The organism is Caldimonas brevitalea, assembly GCF_001017435.1.
GTDB classification, from domain to species: Bacteria; Pseudomonadota; Gammaproteobacteria; order Burkholderiales; family Burkholderiaceae_C; genus Caldimonas; species Caldimonas brevitalea.
The window spans coordinates 3362615-3380251 of sequence record NZ_CP011371.1; the positions used below are offsets into that span (position 1 = coordinate 3362615).

At 67.3% G+C, this 17637-nt stretch carries 19 protein-coding genes; 6 read left to right on the plus strand and 13 right to left on the minus strand.

The features are described from left to right. Positions 1-28: 28 nt before the first annotated feature. From AAW51_RS14440 to AAW51_RS14470, 7 genes are all read right to left on the minus strand, one after another. Positions 29-472, minus strand: a complete 444-nt coding sequence (locus AAW51_RS14440) for a hypothetical protein (RefSeq protein WP_047195164.1) — start codon at positions 470-472, stop codon at positions 29-31. Between the two features lie 146 nt (positions 473-618). Beyond that, positions 619-1839 carry a glycerophosphodiester phosphodiesterase gene (locus AAW51_RS14445; RefSeq protein ID WP_047195165.1) on the minus strand — a complete coding sequence of 407 codons (1221 nt, stop codon included), beginning with the start codon at positions 1837-1839 and terminating at the stop codon, positions 619-621. A gap of 79 nt (positions 1840-1918) precedes the next feature. After that, positions 1919-2260 carry a hypothetical protein gene (locus tag AAW51_RS14450; RefSeq protein ID WP_047197831.1) on the minus strand — a complete coding sequence of 114 codons (342 nt, stop codon included), beginning with the start codon at positions 2258-2260 and terminating at the stop codon, positions 1919-1921. A 14-nt stretch (positions 2261-2274) separates the two neighbouring features. Further along, the gene (gene upp, locus AAW51_RS14455) at positions 2275-2907 is read right to left on the minus strand and encodes a uracil phosphoribosyltransferase (RefSeq protein WP_047195166.1); all 633 of its coding nucleotides are present in this window, start codon (positions 2905-2907) and stop codon (positions 2275-2277) included. A 109-nt stretch (positions 2908-3016) separates the two neighbouring features. Continuing rightward, a complete protein-coding gene (locus tag AAW51_RS14460) occupies positions 3017-3775 on the minus strand; it encodes an SIR2 family NAD-dependent protein deacylase (RefSeq protein ID WP_047195167.1) in 759 nt (252 codons plus the stop codon). Positions 3776-3779: 4 nt separating this feature from the next. Further along, positions 3780-4511 carry a 23S rRNA (guanosine(2251)-2'-O)-methyltransferase RlmB gene (rlmB, locus tag AAW51_RS14465; RefSeq protein ID WP_047195168.1) on the minus strand — a complete coding sequence of 244 codons (732 nt, stop codon included), beginning with the start codon at positions 4509-4511 and terminating at the stop codon, positions 3780-3782. Between the two features lie 43 nt (positions 4512-4554). Beyond that, the gene (locus AAW51_RS14470) at positions 4555-5238 is read right to left on the minus strand and encodes an ABC transporter ATP-binding protein (protein WP_047195169.1); all 684 of its coding nucleotides are present in this window, start codon (positions 5236-5238) and stop codon (positions 4555-4557) included. On the opposite strand from AAW51_RS14470, the gene AAW51_RS14475 reads away from it, so the two are divergent. Beyond that, positions 5222-5896 carry an arylesterase gene (locus tag AAW51_RS14475; RefSeq protein ID WP_269465142.1) on the plus strand — a complete coding sequence of 225 codons (675 nt, stop codon included), beginning with the start codon at positions 5222-5224 and terminating at the stop codon, positions 5894-5896. The two genes, AAW51_RS14470 and AAW51_RS14475, sit on opposite strands and share 17 nt — an antisense overlap. A gap of 61 nt (positions 5897-5957) precedes the next feature. Here the strand turns inward: AAW51_RS14475 and phbB are convergent, their stop codons facing one another. The 3 genes from phbB to phaC all read right to left on the minus strand — a co-directional run bounded on the left by phbB (position 5958) and on the right by phaC (position 9912). Beyond that, positions 5958-6695: an acetoacetyl-CoA reductase gene (gene phbB, locus AAW51_RS14480; RefSeq protein ID WP_047195171.1), complete on the minus strand. Its 738-nt coding sequence runs from the start codon at positions 6693-6695 to the stop codon at positions 5958-5960. A gap of 104 nt (positions 6696-6799) precedes the next feature. Next, the gene (locus AAW51_RS14485) at positions 6800-7978 is read right to left on the minus strand and encodes an acetyl-CoA C-acetyltransferase (protein ID WP_047195172.1); all 1179 of its coding nucleotides are present in this window, start codon (positions 7976-7978) and stop codon (positions 6800-6802) included. Between the two features lie 47 nt (positions 7979-8025). Continuing rightward, positions 8026-9912: a class I poly(R)-hydroxyalkanoic acid synthase gene (phaC, locus tag AAW51_RS14490; RefSeq protein ID WP_417903622.1), complete on the minus strand. Its 1887-nt coding sequence runs from the start codon at positions 9910-9912 to the stop codon at positions 8026-8028. Positions 9913-10075: 163 nt separating this feature from the next. Between phaC and AAW51_RS14495 the strand changes: the two genes are divergently transcribed. Further along, positions 10076-10369 carry a hypothetical protein gene (locus tag AAW51_RS14495; RefSeq protein ID WP_047195173.1) on the plus strand — a complete coding sequence of 98 codons (294 nt, stop codon included), beginning with the start codon at positions 10076-10078 and terminating at the stop codon, positions 10367-10369. Here the strand turns inward: AAW51_RS14495 and pgeF are convergent. Next, positions 10289-11065 (minus strand): peptidoglycan editing factor PgeF, encoded by a 777-nt coding sequence (gene pgeF / locus AAW51_RS14500; protein ID WP_047197833.1) that lies wholly within the window; start codon positions 11063-11065, stop codon positions 10289-10291. The genes AAW51_RS14495 and pgeF overlap by 81 nt on opposite strands. A gap of 14 nt (positions 11066-11079) precedes the next feature. Further along, positions 11080-11721: a maleylacetoacetate isomerase gene (maiA, locus tag AAW51_RS14505; RefSeq protein ID WP_047197834.1), complete on the minus strand. Its 642-nt coding sequence runs from the start codon at positions 11719-11721 to the stop codon at positions 11080-11082. An 84-nt stretch (positions 11722-11805) separates the two neighbouring features. Between maiA and AAW51_RS14510 the strand changes: the two genes are divergently transcribed. Next, positions 11806-12408: a chorismate--pyruvate lyase family protein gene (locus AAW51_RS14510; RefSeq protein ID WP_053013581.1), complete on the plus strand. Its 603-nt coding sequence runs from the start codon at positions 11806-11808 to the stop codon at positions 12406-12408. On the opposite strand, the gene AAW51_RS14515 is transcribed toward AAW51_RS14510, so the two are convergent. After that, positions 12398-13096 (minus strand): fumarylacetoacetate hydrolase family protein, encoded by a 699-nt coding sequence (locus tag AAW51_RS14515; protein ID WP_047195174.1) that lies wholly within the window; start codon positions 13094-13096, stop codon positions 12398-12400. The genes AAW51_RS14510 and AAW51_RS14515 overlap by 11 nt on opposite strands. Positions 13097-13185: 89 nt before the next feature. Between AAW51_RS14515 and AAW51_RS14520 the strand changes: the two genes are divergently transcribed. The 3 genes from AAW51_RS14520 to AAW51_RS14530 are packed head-to-tail and all read left to right on the plus strand — an operon-like array spanning position 13186 to position 17382. After that, the gene (locus AAW51_RS14520) at positions 13186-13731 is read left to right on the plus strand and encodes an NUDIX hydrolase (protein ID WP_047195175.1); all 546 of its coding nucleotides are present in this window, start codon (positions 13186-13188) and stop codon (positions 13729-13731) included. 49 nt (positions 13732-13780) lie between these two features. Next, positions 13781-15976, plus strand: a complete 2196-nt coding sequence (locus AAW51_RS14525; RefSeq protein ID WP_047195176.1) for a type I secretion system permease/ATPase — start codon at positions 13781-13783, stop codon at positions 15974-15976. Further along, positions 15973-17382 carry an HlyD family type I secretion periplasmic adaptor subunit gene (locus tag AAW51_RS14530; RefSeq protein ID WP_047195177.1) on the plus strand — a complete coding sequence of 470 codons (1410 nt, stop codon included), beginning with the start codon at positions 15973-15975 and terminating at the stop codon, positions 17380-17382. Before AAW51_RS14525 ends, AAW51_RS14530 begins: the two co-directional genes overlap by 4 nt. The last annotated feature ends 255 nt before the right edge of the window (positions 17383-17637 follow it).

Sequence of the window (17637 nt, forward strand, 5' to 3'; positions counted from 1 at the left end):
AGATTCAGGCTCGAGCGACGAGGGCTGCTCAGGCGAGCGCCGTGTCGAGCATCGCACCGAGCGGCACCAGCCCCGCCAGCGCCTCGTCGGATGCGGGTGCCGGGTAGCGGCCGGGGTCGAGGAAGCGCACCTCGCTGCGGCCGTCCGCCAGCGGCACGATCACGAGGCTCAAGGGTGCGTCGATCGAAGCTCCCGATTCGCCGACCAGCACCGGTGTCACCCCTTCGCGCAGCCCCAGCACCAGCGCCGTGGACCCCGGGGCGCCAGCGCCCGGCGCGCTGACCCGGGCGAACACCGCATAACCGCTGCCCGTCGCCGCCGACTCGATCTTGCGCAGCGTTTCGTCCGCGTCGTACTTGCTGTGTTTCGCCGTCTGCGGCCGCTCGGACGGGCGCCTAGCGAAATCGGCGTTGACCGCCGCCATCACCACGGCAAGACATCCCGTCATCCAGAAGCGCGACTTCTTGCTCATGGGCACTCTCCGACGCTGAAGGCGTTGAAAACGAAGATGGACCGCGCGGGTGTCGGTTTCAAGCGCCTCCGTGTAAAGCTGTGTGTATTGGTTACCCAGGTTAACCCCAGTATCCAGAGCAGAGAACATCGGAGCCACGACCCAGCTCAGGGGCGCGACGCCACGAAGGCATCACGGGCCCGCACCGCGGTGTCGGGGAAGTCGCTGAACACCCCGTCCAGTCCCAGGCTGAAGAACTGCCGGTACTCCTGTCCGGGATCGTTGCCGTAACTGCCTGCCAAACGTTTGGCTTCATTGCGGAAGGTGTACGCGTGCACCACCAGCCCGCGCGCATGTGCGGCCTTCACGATGCTGTCGTCCGGCACGGCCTCGAAGTCCGCTTCGTTGACCACACCATCGCCGTTGACATCGATGCGCTGGCCGTTCTCGTCCAGCTTGGCGCGCACCTTGACGAGATAGCGCTTCCACGGGCCGATGCCGTCGGCATAGGTCTTGACTTCGTCCAGTCCGCGCTCCGTCAGCAGGTAGGCGTAGGTGTCGGCCGGACCCTTGCGGCCGGCCGCGGTCCAGTCATAGGGGCGGTCGTAGGGCGCGGTCAGGTCCATCTCGCCGGTGTCGGGGTTCTGGTCGTTCGCGTCCACCAGCTGCACCAGCTTGACCTGCGTCTTTTGCCGCAGCGCCTTCAGGTTGGCCTGCTCGAACGATTGGATGAACACCGGCGCGTCGGCGCGGTTCCAGCCGGCATCGGTCAAGGCCTTCAGCAGCTTGTCTTCGAGCGGCAGCCCGAGCGCCTGGTGATAAGTCGGGTGTTTGGTCTCGGGGTACACGCCGATCGTGCGGCCTGTCTCGCGGCCCTTGTCCTGGGCCAGCTTCAGCACCTCTTCGAAGGTGGGGATCTGGAACTGACCGTTGTAGCGCTGATCGCGATCGGCCATCGGCTGCTTCGCGCGCAGCGTGCGGATCTCGTCGAGCGTGAAGTCGGACGCGAAATAGCCTTCCTCTTCGACGCCGTCGACGACACGCTTGCGCTTGCGATCGGCGAACTCAGGGCGGCTGGCGACGTCGGTGGTCGCAGTGATGTTGGGCTCGTGGCGGGCAATCAACCTGCCGTCGCGCGTCGACACGAGGTCGGGTTCGATGTAGTCCGCGCCCATCTCGATGGCACGCGCATACGCTTCGAGCGTGTGCTCCGGCAGGTAGCCGCTGGCACCCCGGTGGCCGATCACGAGCGGGCGCGAGGCGGCCGGCTGCTCCGGCAGGGGCTGGTTGCCGCCCTCGCCGGCGTTGTCGTCGTCACCGCCGCCGCAGGCGGCGAGTGCGACGGCGGCGACCAGCGAGACGATCTGCAGCTTCGACTTGAACACCATGGTTCCTCGTTCTGGTGAGAAACCGGCAGTGTGGCGCGCTGGCGTGACAGCGGTTTGACGTGAGGCGCGTCGTGCCGTATCAGCGCGGGCTTTCGTAGAACACGTAGTTGGTGGCGAAGTCGCCGATCTCGAAGTACACCCGCTTCTCGCCGTCGTCGACCTGCCCGTTGAGGTTTTCGTCCAGCACGCCGTAGCCGAACCGGTACGACCTCGGCACGTTGTCGGTGGTGCCCATCGCGGTGCTCATCTTGTCGATCTTCAGGAAACGACGGACCAGTTTGTCACCGGCATAGACCTCGAGTACACCGTTGGTCCCGGTCCAGTTCTGAATGTCGCGGCGCCACTGGTTCTGCTGCTCCTGGGTGCAGCCGGCGAGCGCGATCAGCGTCACCAGGCTCGCCACGGTGGTACGGTGCTTCATCATTGTTCGCCTCCTCACTCCTGCTTGGTGCCGAAGATCTTGTCGCCCGCATCGCCCAGCCCCGGGATGATGTAGCCGTTCTCGTTCAGATGATGATCCACCGCGGCGGTCCAGCAGCGCACCTCGGGGTGCGCCCGGTCGAGGGCCTGCACCCCCTCGGGCGCGGCCACCAGCACCAGCGCGCGGATGTCCTGGCAGCCCTTGCGTTTGAGCAGGTCGACCGTCGCAATCATCGAGCCCGCGGTGGCGAGCATCGGGTCGATGATGAGCGCGGTGCGCGCCGCGAGATCACCGACGAAGTTCTCGAAATAGTGCTCGGGCTGCAGCGTGTCGTGGTTACGCGACAACCCGACCACGCTGATCTTGGCGTTGGGGATCATGTCGAGCACGCCGTCGAGCATGCCCAGGCCGGCGCGCAGGATGGGGACCACCGTGACCTTCTTGCCGCGGATCTGGTCGACCTCGGTCGGCCCGCTCCAGCACTCGATGGTGGTCTTCTCGAGCGGAAAGTCGGCGGTGGCCTCGTAGGCCAGCAGACGCGCCACCTCGGCCGTCAGCTCCCGGAACTTCTTGGTCGAGATGTCGACCTCGCGCATCAGACCGACTTTGTGTTTGACGAGGGGGTGCTTGACTTCGATGACGGGCATGGTGGTGTGCTGCGCCGCCGCGGCAGCGCCAGCGTCGATGGGACAGACAGAGATGGCAGTGTAGCGGGCCGGCCCGACGGGCACCGAGCGCCCTCGCTGCCCGAGCGGCTCAGGTCAACAGCAGGGGCAAGCCGTGTGCGGCCGTGTCGCGCAGCACCAGATGGGCGGTGTCGTCCAGTTCGCTGGGCTGCGGGTTCAGCACCACCACCTTGGCGCCCGCCTGCCGGGCCAACAGCGGCAAGCCGGCCGCTGGGTAGACGGCGCCCGAGGTCCCGACCACCAGCATCACGTCGCAGTCGTTCGCCGCATCTTCGGCCGCCTGCAACGCCTGCCCCGGCAGGGCCTCGCCGAACCAGACCACGCCGGGCCGCACCCGGTTGCCGCAGGTCTCGCAATGCGGCGGCCGCCCGGGCGTCGCGGTGCTCGTGTCGCAGGGCGGCTGGCCGCCTTTCCAGCGTGGGCAGGGGTCGAGCCAGCGGTCGACGAACAGGCCGCCATGGAGGCACACCACGTCATCGCTGCCGGCACGCTGGTGCAGATCATCGACGTTCTGCGTGATCAGCGTCATGCGCCCGGGATGTCGCCGCTGCCACTCGGCCAGTGCCACATGCCCGCCATTCGGCTGTGCCTGGGCCACGCCTTCACGACGGGAGGCATACCAGTCCCAGACCAGTTGCGGGTCGGCGCGGTAGCCGGCTTCGGTGGCCAACTGCTGTGGATCGAACCGAGCCCACATCCCGCCCAGCGCGTCCCGGAAGGTGGGCACGCCGCTTTCCGCGGACATGCCGGCACCGGTCGACACGCACAAGCGCCGCGCCTGCGCGATCCACTCGCGGGCGGTGTCGAGGTCAGCGTTCGTGATCGTCATGGCCTCAGCCGCGCTGGCGCAGCGCTTCGTAGAGACAGATGCCACTGGCCACCGAGACGTTGAGGCTCTCGACGGCGCCACGCATCGGCAGCTGCACCAGCTCGTCGCAGGTCTTGCGCGTCAGCTGCCGCATGCCGGTGCCCTCGGCACCCAAAACCAACGCCAGCGGCCCCTTCAGCTCGACTTCATACAAAGTCTTGGGCGCATCGTCGGAGGTGCCGACCACCCAGATGTTGCGCTCCTTCAGCTCGTTGAGCGTGCGCGCGAGGTTGGTCACCATGAAGTACGGCATCGTCTCGGCTGCACCGCTGGCGACCTTGGCGACGGTCGCGTTGATGCCGGCCGCATGATCCTTCGGCGCAATCACAGCATGTGCGCCCGCGCCGTCGGCCACCCGCAGGCAGGCGCCGAGGTTGTGCGGGTCGGTCACGCCGTCGAGCACCAGCAACAAAGGCGGCTCGGTCACGGCGTCGAGCAAGTCGTCGAGCGACTTGATGTGCGGCACCGGCTCGACCTTGGCGACCACCCCCTGGTGGCGCTGGCTGCCGCACAGCTTGTGCAAACGCTCGTCGTCGCTCTCCACCAGCCGCACGCCCGCCTCCTCGGCCCGGGCGGCGAACTGGCGCATGCGCTGGTCGCGCCGCGAGGCATCGACGTAGACCTCGTGGATGGTCTGGGGCGCCGTCTTCAGGCGCACGGTCACGGCGTGAAAGCCGAACAAAATCTTGGCGGTCATTGAGTAAGCTCCGGGCTGCGCACCGTGGTGCGAGCACCTTCGGTCATGCCGCGATGGTAGCCGCGACCCGGCCGGCCTCGATGCGGATCTGCCGGTCGCAGCGGCCGGCGATGCCGCGGTCGTGTGTCACCAGCACCAGGGTGGTGCCGCGCTCGCGGTTCAGGTCGAACATCAGCTCCATCACCTTTTCGCCGGTCGCGAAGTCGAGGCTGCCGGTGGGCTCGTCGGCCAGCAACACGGCCGGCTCGACCACAAACGCCCGGGCCAGCGCCACCCGTTGCTGCTCGCCGCCCGACAGCACCCGCGGGTAGTGACCCAGGCGCTCGCCCAGGCCGACCCGCCGCAACATCTCGGTGGCGGCCTTGCGCGCGTCGCTGCGGCCTTGCAGTTCGAGCGGCAGCATCACGTTTTCCAGCGCGGTGAGGTTGCCCATCAGCTGGAAGCTCTGGAACACGAAGCCCACCTTGGCGGCGCGCAGCGCGGCCCGGGCGTCTTCGTCGACGCTGAACAAGTCGCGTCCGGCCAGCCGCACGGTGCCTCGGGTGGGCGTGTCGAGGCCGGCGATGATGCCCAGCAGCGTGGACTTGCCCGAGCCGGAGGCGCCGACGATGGCGACCGACTCCCTCGGCGCCAGCGAGAAATCGATCTCGTGCAGAATCGTCAGCACGCCCGAGGAATCGTGCACCTGTTTGGTGACACGATCCACAACGATGATGGGTTCACTCATGGTGTTGGAAAGCAGAAGACGTCGCGACTGTATCGCGCTTGCCCTCGCCTGCGCGGCGCTGGGACATCTCCCGGCCCGCGCGGCCGGCAGCGCACCGGCCAAGATCCTCGTCGTGGGCGACAGCCTGTCGGCCGAGTACGGACTGAAGCGCGGCACCGGCTGGGTGGCCTTGCTGACGCAACGCCTGAGCGCGCAAAAAGTGCCGGCAACGGTGATCAACGCCAGTATCAGCGGCGACACCACCTCCGGCGGGCGCTCGCGTTTGCCGGCCTTGCTGAAGCAGCATCGGCCCTCGCATGTGGTGATCGAGCTGGGCGGCAACGACGCGCTGCGCGGCTTGCCGATCCAGATGTCCGAGGCCAACCTGCGCGCCATGACCGAGGCGGCGCAAGCCGCCGGCGCCAAGGTGCTGATCGTCGGCATCCAGCTGCCGCCCAACTACGGCAAGGCCTACGGTGCCAGCTTTGCCGCCATCTTCGAGAAAGTGGCCGAGGAGCGCCGCGCGGCCCTGGTGCCGTTTTTCCTGAAAGGCGTCGCCGACATCCCTGAACCACTGGCGATGTTCCAGGACGACCGCATCCACCCGAACGAAAAGGCGCAGGTTGTCATGCTGGACAACGTTTGGCCCGCCTTGAAGGCGTTGCTCGGCGGGCGTTGAGCCCCGCGACATCACCCGGGGGCGGCGGGCGGCAACGATGCCGCCCCCGCAGCGACCGGGCTCACCCCATGTGCAGCCCGCCGTTGATCGAGAAATCGGCCCCGGTCGCGAAACCGGCCTCTTCCGACGCCACCCACGACACGATGGAGGCAATCTCGTCGGGTGTACCCAGGCGCTTGACCGGGATGGTCGCGACGATCTTGTCGAGCACGTCGGGCTTGATCGCGCGCACCATGTCGGTCCCGATATAGCCCGGGCTGACGGTGTTCACCGTCACGCCCTTGCTCGCCAGTTCCTGCGCCAATGCCATCGTGAAGCCGTGCATGCCCGCCTTGGCCGCCGAGTAGTTGGTCTGGCCGGCCTGGCCCTTCTCGCCGTTCACCGACGAGATCTGGATGATGCGGCCCCAGCCCTTTTCGACCATGTCGCCGACCACCTGCTTGGTGACGTTGAACATGCTGTTCAGGTTGGTGTCGATCACCGCGTCCCAGTCTTCGCGGCTCATCTTCAGGAACATGCGGTCACGCGTGATGCCGGCATTGTTGACCAGCACGTCGATGACCCCATGCTCGGTCTTCGCCTTGGTGAAGGCGGCGACGGTCGAGTCCCAGTCGGCGACATTGCCGACCGAGGCATAGAAGGTGTAGCCCAGTTCCTTCTGCTGATCCAGCCACTTCACATAGTCGCGGCTCGGCCCGCAGCCGGCGATCACCTTGAAGCCATCGCGCGCCAGGCGCTGGCAGATCGAGGTGCCGATACCGCCCATGCCGCCCGTGACGTACGCAATTTTCTGAGTCATGTTCTGCTCCTACTTGAGTTCGTCGTGCCGCCATGGAGCGTCGTGGTAAACAGCGGCGGGGTCCAGCGGTGTTCACCCTCCCCTCCGGCGGCGGAGAAGGAAACTCAGCGCTCGACCGTCAACGCAACACCCATGCCGCCGCCGATGCACAACGAAGCAATGCCTTTGCGGGCGTCGCGCTTCTGCATCTCGTGCAGCAGCGTCACCAGGATGCGACAGCCGGACGCGCCGATCGGGTGGCCAATCGCGATGGCGCCCCCGTTCACGTTGACCTTGCTGGTGTCCCAGCCCATTTCCTTGTGCACCGCGCAGGCCTGCGCCGCAAAGGCTTCGTTGATCTCGAGCAGGTCGAGATCGGCGGGCTTCCAGCCCGCGCGCTCGAGCGCCTTGCGCGACGCCGGCACCGGGCCCATGCCCATGTAGGCCGGATCGAGCCCGGCGCTGGCATAGGAGGCAATCCGGGCCAGCGGCTTCAAGCCCAGTGATTGCGCCTTGGCCGCGCTCATCACCACCACCGCGGCCGCACCGTCGTTGATGCCGGACGCATTGCCGGCCGTCACCGTGCCTGCCTTGTCGAACGCCGCGCGCAAGCCGCCCAGCGCCTCGGCATTGGTCTTGCGATTGATGAACTCGTCGGCGGCGAACACCACCGGGTCGCCCTTTTTCTGCGGGATCGAGACCGGCACGATCTCGTCCTTGAAGCGGCCTGACTCCTGAGCCGCCGCCGCCTTCTGCTGCGACGCCAGGGCCAGCTCGTCTTGCGCCTGGCGTGTGATGTCGTATTGCTTGGCGACGTTCTCGGCGGTGATGCCCATGTGGTACTGGTTGTACACGTCCCACAGGCCGTCGGTGATCATCGAGTCCGTCATCTTCCAGTCGCCCATGCGCTGGCCGTCGCGCGAGCCGAGCAGGACGTGCGGCGCCAGGCTCATGTTTTCCTGGCCGCCGGCGACGACGATCTCGGCGTCGCCGTCGCGGATCGCCTGCACGGCGAGCATCACGGCCTTCAGGCCCGAACCACACACCTTGTTGATGGTCATCGCCGGCACGCTGTTCGGCAAGCCGGCCTTGATCACCGCTTGCCGGGCTGGGTTCTGGCCCACGCCGGCGGTCAGCACCTGGCCCATGATCACCTCGCTGACCTGATCGCCCTGCAGCCCGGCGCGCTTGAGCACCTCGGCGATGACGATGGCGCCCAGCTCTGCCGCCGGGGTCTTGGACAGCGTGCCTCCAAACTTGCCGACCGCGGTGCGCGCGGCGGACACGATGACGATGTCAGTCATGGTCGACTCCTTCTGTACGGGTTGTCTTGAAATGTGGATGGTAGAGATCAGGCCTTCTGCTTCACGTAGCGTCCGGGCGCCGCTTCGATGGGCGGATGGCGGGCGCTGCCGGGGGCTTTCGGTGCGGGTACACGGCGGCCGGCCTGCGGCTCGAGCCAGGCGCTCCATTCGGGCCACCAGCTGCCGGGATGTTCGGTCGCGCCTGCAAGCCAGTCCGCCGCTTCGGCAGGCAAGGCCGCGTTGGTCCAGTAACTGCGCTTTTTCTTGCCCGGCGGGTTGATGACCCCGGCGATGTGGCCGGAGGCGCCCAGAACGAAGCGCTTGTCGCCGCTCAGGAGCGGCACCGAAGCATAGGCGCCGTCCCACGGCACGATGTGATCTTCGCGCGAACCGTAGATGAAGGCCGGCGCGTCGATACGCCCGAAGTCCAGCGGCGCGCCGCAGACCGTCAAGGCACCGGGCTCCTTGAGCTTGTTCTCGAGATAGGCGTTGCGCAAGTACCAGCAGTACATCGGGCCCGGCAAATTGGTGCTGTCGGAGTTCCAGTACAACAGGTCGAACGGGGGTGGCGTCTGCCCTTTCAGGTAGTTGCCGACCACATAGTTCCACACCAGGTCGTTGGGCCTGAGAAACGAGAAAGTGGCCGCCAGTTCCTGCCCGCGCAGCAAGCCGCCGCCCGCCGGGCTTTGCGCGCCGATGCTCATCTCGCGCAGGTGCACCGCCGCTTCGTCGACGAACACGTCGAGCACGCCGGTGTTGCGGAAATCGAGGAATGCGGTCAGCAAGGTGACGCTGCTGGCCGGCTTCTCACCGCGTGCCGCCAGGACCGACAGCGCCGAGGCGAGGAGCGTGCCACCGACGCAGAAGCCCAGCGTGTTGAGCTTGGGGCTGCCGCTGATCTCCTGCACCAGCTGGATCGCGCGGATGCAGGCGTCTTCGACGTAGTCGTCCCAGTCCAGCCGGCCCATGCTGTCGTCGGCGTTGCGCCAGCTCACCATGAACACCCGCAGCCCCTGCTCGACGGCATAACGCGCCAGCGAGTTCTCTGGCTGCAGGTCGAGGATGTAGAACTTGTTGATGCAGGGCGGGACGATCAGCAGCGGATGCTCGTAGACCTCGGCCGTGAGGGGTTTGTATTCGATCAGCTGGAACAGATGGTTTTCGAACACCACGCTGCCCTCGGTCGTGGCGACGTTGCGCCCGACCTCGAACTGGCTCTCGTCGGTCTGCGACATGTGGCCCTGCTTCAAGTCCCGCAGCAGGTGTTGCAGCCCTTGCGCGATGCTCTCGCCGCCGGTCTCCAGGGCGCGCCGCTGCACCTCGGGGTTGAGCGCGAGGAAATTGCTCGGCGACGACGCGTCGATCCATTGCTGCACCGAAAAGCGGATGCGTTGGCGCGTCTTCTCGTCGGCCTCGAAGCTTTCGGCCATCTTCAGCAAGGTGCGCGCATTCAACAAATACATCGCCGCAAGAAAGCCGGCGCTGCGGTTGCCCGACCACTCCGGCGCGGCGAAGCGGCGGTCGGGCAGCGGCAGGGGCTGCGCCTTCGGATCGAGAATGCTGTTCCAGATCTGCGCGGCCTCTTTCAGGTACTCGGCCTGCAAGGCCGACCAGGCCTGCAGCGGCAGGTTCAACGGGCCGAACGACGCGGCGAGCGCAGCCGCTGCTTCGGGTGGGATAGGTGGTGGGGCCGGGGGTGATGCGCTCGCCGACGCGCCCGGGGTGGCGGACTGTGGCGCAGCATGGGGCCGCGCAGCGGCGGTGGTGTCCTCGGTCGCTACGGCGGCAGGAGCTGGCGAGGGAGCCGCCTTGACAGCGGCCGCCGGGGCCTTCGGCGCGCGAGCACGCGCGGGCGCGCGCGGCGCTGCAGCCGATTCGGCACCTGCCTTTTGCCGCTTAGAAGACCCTGTGCTTCCACCTTGCTTCATCGTCACCTCGAAACCCTGACCACCGGCAGCGCGGCCGCGCTGCCGATTTGCTTGTTTGTACACCGTGGCTGCCGGCGTATGAACCGTGCGGCCATAATCCTCTCGCCTCCTCGAGGCGTGTCAACCGGGCATGTCAGCCCTTGCAGGTCCCTGAACTGATCCTGAACTGATGTATCTCATCGCGATCACCTGGCTGTACGTTGCCCTGATGATGGCCGTCGCCGAGGCGACCAACTCGCAGGGGACCGTCCTCGGCGCCATCTTCACCTTCCTGCTCTACGGGCTCGGGCCGGTGGCGCTGGTGGTGTATCTGCTCGGCACGCCACGCCGCAAGGCGCTCCGCCGCGCGCGGGAGTCGCAGGGCAAAGCGGCGAATGCCGCATCAGCCGCCGTCACGAACACACCAGACGGCGGCCGCCATGCGACCGGTGACGCCGTCGCGCCGGAACGAAAAGAACCGTGAAGACTCTCGATAGGTGCACCACTGCCCGCCCGTCACCCTCGCCAATCCCAGCCCGTGGAGACGGTCGAAGGCCAGGCCGGCCAGGTCCGCCCACCATTTGCCCGGCGCCACGCCCGGCGTGAACCGCGCCGCGGCCAGGTCGCCGCCGAAAGCCTGGCGCACGTCGTCGCCCACCTCGAAATGGGCCGGGCCGATGCAGGCCCCCAGCCAGGCCACCAGGTCGGACGGCCGGCACTCGGCCGCCTGGCACAAGGCCGCCACGGTGTTCTCGAGCACCCCGCCGGCCAACCCCCGCCACCCGGCATGGGCCGCTGCGACGCCGCGCGCGCCGGATGCGGCAAACAACACCGGCAGGCAATCGGCCACCAGCACCGTGCAGGCGATACCGGGTTCGGTCGTGTAACAGGCGTCGGCCCGCATCGGTTCGACCCCGGACGGGGTGTCGCGGCCCAGCCGGACCACCTCGGTCCCGTGCACCTGGTTCAGGAACACCGGCCGAGCGCCGGTGGCCCGAGCAAAGCGCTCGCGGTTGCGCTCGACGGCTGAGGCGTCGTCGCCGACGTGCGAGCCGAGGTTGAAGCTCCCGTAGGGGCCGACACTGTAGCCGCCCGTGCGCAAGCTCATCACCGCGCCGACGCCTTGCGGCGCCGGCCACGCCGGCCGCAGCCAGTCGGCCTCCTCCACCGGGTGGGACATGCTGGCGCCGAGGGTCACGCTTGGGCGTCCGGGCAATTCGAGGGCTGCGCCCGCATGAAGGCGGGATGTTGCATGCAGTGGTCGAACACCTTCATCACGGTCGGCACGTGGTCGAGCCGGCACGCGAAGCGCTCCGCGTTGAAGATCTGGGGCACCAACACGCAGTCGGCAAGCCCTGGCAGGTCACCATGGCAGTACGGCCCGGTGGCCGGCGAAGACGCCAACTGCCGCTCGACCGCCTCGAGGCCGGTCTCGACCCAATGCCGGTACCAGTCGTTCTTGGCGTCGTCACTCAGGCCGAGTTCCCGGTTCAAATACTTCAGCACGCGCAGGTTGTTGAGCGGGTGGATCTCGCACGCGATGTCGAGCGCCAGCGCCCGAACCCGGGCCCGGTCTGCGGCGGCGCGCGGCAGCAGCGGCGGTTGCGGATGGGTTTCGTCGAGATATTCGATGATCGCGATCGACTGGGTCAGCGCGCGGCCGTCGTCTTCTAGTACCGGCACGAGGCGCTCGGGCGACAAGGCGGCAAAGGCGGGTTGCAGTTGTTCGCCTTTGACGAGGTGGACCGGCACGTAGTCATAACCCAGCCCCTTCAGCTCCAACGCGATGCGCACCCGAAACGACGCGGAGGAGCGGAAATAGTTGTGCAACTTCATGCGCGGCAGTGTAGCCAGACCGCGTGTCGGTTCGTCACGCGACCCCATCGCTATGATGGCGCCCGCTCTGATTTCAACCGCCTCATGCCCCGTTGGTCATCACGCCCGCCATTCGACCCCGCTGCACGCCACTGGCTGACGGCACCGGGCTCGCTCACCGCACATCTGCAAAGCACTTGCGAGGCCGGCGTTGCGGTGCAGCGTACGCGCCAGGGCACCAGCCCCCTGCTGTTCGACGAGCGGCTCGCATTGCCGGCACCTGCCGCGACGCGGGCCCATGCGCGCGAAGTCGTGTTGCGTTGCGATGGCACGCCCGTCGTCTATGCCCGCAGCGTGGTCCGCGCTGTGCAGGTCCGTGGTGCATGGCGCTCGCTGGTCGGGCTCGGCACGCGCCCGCTGGCTCAGCTGTTGTTTCAGCAACGGCACGTCGAGCGAGTGTCGCTCGGCTACGCCCGCCTGCCCCGCTGCGGCCCGCTGCGCCGTCACCTCGAGCGAGCCTGGCGCGAGGCGACCGGCGACCCGCCGCCCGCCGGCCCTTGGTGGGCGAGGCGCGCACGCTACACACGGCAGCGTGCTCCATTGCTGCTGATGGAGGTGTTCTCGCCGCTCGTGCTGTCGCGGCGCAGCCGCCTCGCCATGGGGACCGGCGGCGGCCGGGCGGGCAGGCAGCAGCCGCTCAGGCGCTGATCGCGACGTTCAGCGGACGCAAGCCTTCGATGCGGCCCTGCAGCAAATCGCCGCTGACCACCGCGCCGACGCCTTCCGGCGTGCCGGTGTAGATCAGGTCGCCGGGCGCCAGCGTCCACGCGGCCGACAGGTGCTCGATGACCTCGGAAACATTCCAGATCAGTTTGCTGGTGCGGCTGCTCTGACGGGTCTGCCCATTGACTGTCAGCACGATTTCAGCATCGTGGATGCCGGGCACCACCCCGGCCGGCGAGATCGGCCCGATCGGCGCCGAGGCTTCGAAGCCTTTGCCGATCGACCAGGGCCGGCCCTGCTGCTTCATTTCGTTCTGCAGGTCGCGGCGCGTCATGTCGAGACCAACTGCGTAGCCCCATACATGCTCCAGCGCCTGGCCCGACGGAATGTTGCGCCCGCCCTTGCCGATCGCCACCACCAGTTCGAGTTCGTGGTGCAGGTTTTTCGTCAGCGTCGGATACGGCATCTGCCCCACGTCGCCTTCGCCAACCGGCAGCACGACGTCGGCCGGTTTCAGGAAGAAAAACGGTGCTTCCCGTCCGCTGTGGCCCATCTCGATGGCGTGCTCGACATAGTTGCGGCCCACGCAATAGATCCGGCGCACCGGAAACTGGCCGGCGCCGCCGGCGATCGGCACGCGGGGCACCTCGGGTGCGGGTATGACGTCGTTCAAGGGTTTCTCCTGATCATCAGGTCTCCATGCTAGCGCGGAGATGCTTGCACCCACCTTGCCGCCTCACGCGGCACGCTACACTGCCCGCCATGCTCCACGCCCGACAGATCAAGCATTGCCGAGCCTGCGGCGCCGCCGTGAACTACGTCGTCCCGGCGGACGACAACCGCGACCGCGCGGTGTGCGCATCCTGCGGCACGATCCACTACGAAAACCCGCTCAACGTGGTCGGCACCCTGCCCATCTGGCAAGACCAGGTGCTGCTGTGCCGCCGCAATATCGAGCCCCGCTACGGCTTCTGGACCCTGCCCGCCGGCTTCATGGAACTAGGTGAAACCACCGAGCAGGGGGCGCTGCGCGAAACCGAGGAAGAAGCCGGCGCGAGCGTCGAACTCCAAGGCCTCTACACCGTGATGAACGTGGTGCGCGTGGGCCAGGTGCATCTGTTCTACCGGGCGCGCCTGCTCAACACCCATTTCAATCCCGGGCCGGAAACCATCGAGGCGCGGCTGTTCCGCGAAGACGAAGTGCCGTGGGACGAATTGGCCTTTCGCACCGTGCGCGAAACGCTGAAGTGTTACTTTTCCGACAGAATTCGGGGTCAATTCGGGCTGCACACGGCCGATATCGCTTAGGAGCACCGTCCCCGCACGTCCTTCCCCCGCGCCCGCCCGGCGCCGCCCCATGCAGTCGTCCTCTCCAGCGCAGTCCGTCGGCCCCAATCCTGCTTCCGCTACCGCGGGGCGCCAGCGCGAGGACCTGATCCACCCCGACCCCCTGCTCGACTGCCTGATGGAGGTGTGCCGGCTGCACGGCCACGCCGCATCACGGGCGTCGCTGTCGGCCGGGCTGCCCCTGGTCAAGGGCCGGCTGACACTGGGGCTCACCGAGCGGGCCGCAGCCCGCGCCGGCATGGTCAGCAAGCTGCAGCGTCGCGCGCTCGACAAGATCGACCTCGCGCTGCTGCCGGTGATCCTGGTGCTGCACGAAGACGAAGCCTGCGTGCTGCTGGGCTGGGACGAGACGAGCGGTGACGCCCGCGTGCTGATGCCGTCTTCGGGCCAAGGCGCCGTGACGCTGAGCCGCGACGAACTGCAGCGGCGTTATGCCGGCCTGGCGTTGTTCGTGCGTCCGCATTTCCGTTTCGATGCGCGCACGCCGCAAGTTCGGCGCGAGCGGGCCCGCCACTGGTTCTGGGGCGCTTTCGCCGACCAGCGTTTCGTCTACCGCGATGTCTTGTGGGCGGCCCTGCTGATCAATGTGTTCGCCCTCGCCTTCCCGCTGTTCTCGATGAACGTCTACGACCGCGTGGTGCCGAACAACGCGGTCGAAACCTTGTGGTCGCTGGGCATCGGCGTGGTGCTGGTGGTTGGCGCCGACCTCGTGATGCGCTTGCTGCGCGGGCGTTTCGTCGACGAGGCCAGTGCCCGCATCGACGTGCAGATTTCCGCGACGCTGATGGAGCGCGTGCTCGGCATGCGCATGGAAACCCGGCCGGAATCGGTCGGCTCGTTCGCCGCCAACCTGCGCGGGTTCGAGCAGGTGCGCGACTTCATCGCCTCGTCCACCGTGACGGCGTTGATCGACCTGCCGTTCGCGCTGCTGTTCGTGGTGGCCATCGCCTGGATCTCGCCGTGGCTCGCGATCCCGGTGGTGACGGTGTTCGTGCTGATCCTGATCGCCGGCTACATCCTGCAGCACCGGCTGCACACGCTGTCCGAAACCACCTACCGCGCCAGCGCGATGCGCAACGCTACGCTGATCGAAAGCCTGAGCGCGCTGGAAACCATCAAGTCGCAGGGCGCCGAGGGCGTGATCCAGAGCCGTTGGGAGCGCGCCAACAGCTTTTTGGCGAGCATCAATGTGCGCATGCGCGGGCTGACCGCGGCGGCCATGTACGGCACCGCGTCGGCGCAGCAGCTGGTGTCGGTGGTGTTGATCGTCTGCGGCGTCTATTTGATTGCGCAACGCGAGCTGACCATGGGGGGCTTGATCGCCTGCACCATGTTGTCGGGGCGCGCCTTGGCGCCGGCCGGGCAGATCATCGGCCTGCTGATGCAATACCAGGGCGCCCGCACCGCGATGGAGTCGCTCAACCGCATCATGGACCAGCCGGTCGAACGCCCGCTCGGCCAGAGCTTCGTGCAGCGCAAGGAACTGAGTGGCGAAATCGAGTTCCGCAACGTCAAGTTCGCCTACCCGAACCGGCAGGAAGCGGCCCTCGACGGCGTCAGCTTCAAGATCAACCCGGGTGACCGGGTGGCCCTGATCGGCCGGGTCGGCTCGGGCAAAACGACGATCGAAAAGCTGATGCTGGGGCTGTATGCGCCCACCGAAGGGTCGGTGTTGCTCGACGGCATCGACCTGCGCCAGCTCGACCCGGCCGACGTGCGCGCCAATGTGGGCTGTGTCTCGCAAGACGTGACGCTGTTCTATGGCACCTTGCGCGAGAACATCACCTTCGGGCTGCCGTACGCCGACGACGCGGCCATCGTCGCGGCAGCCGAAGTGGCAGGGCTGACGGAATTCATCAACCGGCACCCACGCGGCTTCGACATGATGGTGGGCGAGCGCGGCGAGTCGCTCTCGGGCGGGCAGCGGCAAAGCGTGGGCATCGCCCGCGCCGTGTTGCACAACGCGCCGATCCTGCTGCTCGACGAACCGACCAGCGCGATGGATTTTTCGACCGAGGCGCACATCAACCAGCGCATCTCGCAGTACGCGGAAGGCAAGACGGTGGTGCTGGTGACGCACCGCACCTCGCTGCTGTCGCTGGTGAACCGGGTGATCGTCGTCGACGGCGGCAGGATCGTCGCGGACGGCCCGCGTGACCGCATCCTCGAAGCGCTGTCGACCGGCAAGATCGCGAGGGCGGCATGAGCGCCCGCCTGACCGCCCCGTTCCTGTGGCTCGGCGCTGCGCTGCGCGGTGCGGCCGACCGTGTGCTGGGCAAGGTGCAGCTCCAAGAAGAGGAAGAGCGCGCGGCCTACCGCGGCTTCGAGTTCGAGGCCGACGAAGTGATGGCGCGGCGCGACACGCAGCGCGCCCAGCGTATCGTGCGCGCCGCGGTGATCGTGCTGGCGCTGTTCGTGGCCTGGGCTGCACTCGCCCATGTCGATGAGATGACGCGCGGTGAAGGCAAGGTCATCCCGTCGCGCCAGCTGCAGGTGTTGCAGGCGCTGGACGGCGGCGTGGTGGAGGAGATCCTGGTGCGCGAGGGCGAGGTGGTCGAGCCCAACCAGTTGCTGCTGCGCATCGACAAGACGCGTGCGGTTTCCGGCGTCAACGAGAGCCAGTCGCAGGTGTTCTCGCTGCAAGCGCGGGCGGCGCGGCTCAAGGCCCTGGCCGAGGGCAGCGCCTTCAACCCGCCGCGCCCCGGCGCCGACTCGCCGGACGAAGCGAGGACGGTCGAGGAAGAACGCCGCATGTACGAATCGCGCGTCTCGGAGCTGGGCACGCTGATGTCGATCAGCCGGCAGCAGCTGGCGCAACGCCAGGAAGAATTGGCCGAAGCGCGCGCCAAACGCAGTTCGGCCGAGCGCAGCCTCGAACTGGCGCAGCAGGAACTCAACAAGACCCGGCCGTTGCTCGCCTCGGGCGCGGTGTCGGAAGTCGAAATCCTGCGGCTGGAGCGCGAAGTGATCCGCTTCCGGGGCGAGGTCGAACAATCGACGGCCCAGATCGCACGGGTCCAGGCGGCCATCGGCGAGGCGCAGCGCAAGATCCAGGAAACCGACATCACCTTCCGAAACGAGGCCCGCAAGGAGCTGTCGGAGGTGCTTGCGAAACTCAATGCGCTGACCCAAGGCGCGCCAGCGCTGGCCGACAAGGTCGAGAAGACGGCGGTGCGCTCGCCCGTGCGCGGGCGCGTGCAACGGCTGCTCGCCAACACCGTCGGCGGTGTGGTGCAGCCGGGCAAGGACATCGTCGAAATCGTGCCGCTGGACGACGCGCTGCTACTCGAAGCGCGCATCCTGCCCAAAGACATCGCCTTCATCCGGCCCGGTCAGCGCGCGCTCGTCAAGCTCACGGCCTACGACTTCTCCATCTACGGCGGACTGCCGGCGACGGTTGAAAACATCAGCCCCGACACCGTGGTCGACGAGCGCGGCAACGCGTTTTATGTCGTCCGCGTGCGCACCGACCAGCCCAACTTCAGTGAAAAGCTGCCCATCATTCCCGGCATGACGGCAGAGGTCGATATTCTCACCGGGAATAAGACGGTGCTCTCCTACCTGCTCAAGCCGATCTTGCGCGCCAAGTCGGTGGCCCTGAGCGAACGCTGAACCGGACCGGTCAGCCGTGTACCGCAGGGCCCGCCACGGGCCCTGTTCCGCTAAAGATTCCACAAAAACTGCCGTATTTCCCCCCGAAAGCGTCACTCGGGGCGGAACGCTGGGCGCGGTGCGCTCTCCATCGCAGGGCAGTCCTTCAATTTGTGGGAAATCGTGCCGGTTTTCGTGCAGGCGATCACGAAACCCGCTGACCCTGCCGTCCCCCCGGAACACGCTGCCTCGGTATTCTGTAGCTAACTGTATCTG

Bases quoted from the DNA above. Each gene is read 5' to 3' on its own strand.
- AAW51_RS14440 (WP_047195164.1), bottom strand. From the start codon at position 472: ATGAGCAAGAAGTCGCGCTTCTGGATGACGGGATGTCTTGCCGTGGTG.
- AAW51_RS14445 (WP_047195165.1), bottom strand. From the start codon at position 1,839: ATGGTGTTCAAGTCGAAGCTGCAGATCGTCTCGCTGGTCGCCGCCGTC.
- AAW51_RS14450 (WP_047197831.1), bottom strand. From the start codon at position 2,260: ATGAAGCACCGTACCACCGTGGCGAGCCTGGTGACGCTGATCGCGCTC.
- upp (WP_047195166.1), bottom strand. From the start codon at position 2,907: ATGCCCGTCATCGAAGTCAAGCACCCCCTCGTCAAACACAAAGTCGGT.
- AAW51_RS14460 (WP_047195167.1), bottom strand. From the start codon at position 3,775: ATGACGATCACGAACGCTGACCTCGACACCGCCCGCGAGTGGATCGCG.
- rlmB (WP_047195168.1), bottom strand. From the start codon at position 4,511: ATGACCGCCAAGATTTTGTTCGGCTTTCACGCCGTGACCGTGCGCCTG.
- AAW51_RS14475 (WP_269465142.1), top strand. From the start codon at position 5,222: ATGATGGGTTCACTCATGGTGTTGGAAAGCAGAAGACGTCGCGACTGT.
- AAW51_RS14470 (WP_047195169.1), bottom strand. From the start codon at position 5,238: ATGAGTGAACCCATCATCGTTGTGGATCGTGTCACCAAACAGGTGCAC.
- phbB (WP_047195171.1), bottom strand. From the start codon at position 6,695: ATGACTCAGAAAATTGCGTACGTCACGGGCGGCATGGGCGGTATCGGC.
- AAW51_RS14485 (WP_047195172.1), bottom strand. From the start codon at position 7,978: ATGACTGACATCGTCATCGTGTCCGCCGCGCGCACCGCGGTCGGCAAG.
- AAW51_RS14495 (WP_047195173.1), top strand. From the start codon at position 10,076: ATGTATCTCATCGCGATCACCTGGCTGTACGTTGCCCTGATGATGGCC.
- pgeF (WP_047197833.1), bottom strand. From the start codon at position 11,065: ATGTCCCACCCGGTGGAGGAGGCCGACTGGCTGCGGCCGGCGTGGCCG.
- maiA (WP_047197834.1), bottom strand. From the start codon at position 11,721: ATGAAGTTGCACAACTATTTCCGCTCCTCCGCGTCGTTTCGGGTGCGC.
- AAW51_RS14510 (WP_053013581.1), top strand. From the start codon at position 11,806: ATGCCCCGTTGGTCATCACGCCCGCCATTCGACCCCGCTGCACGCCAC.
- AAW51_RS14520 (WP_047195175.1), top strand. From the start codon at position 13,186: ATGCTCCACGCCCGACAGATCAAGCATTGCCGAGCCTGCGGCGCCGCC.
- AAW51_RS14525 (WP_047195176.1), top strand. From the start codon at position 13,781: ATGCAGTCGTCCTCTCCAGCGCAGTCCGTCGGCCCCAATCCTGCTTCC.
- AAW51_RS14530 (WP_047195177.1), top strand. From the start codon at position 15,973: ATGAGCGCCCGCCTGACCGCCCCGTTCCTGTGGCTCGGCGCTGCGCTG.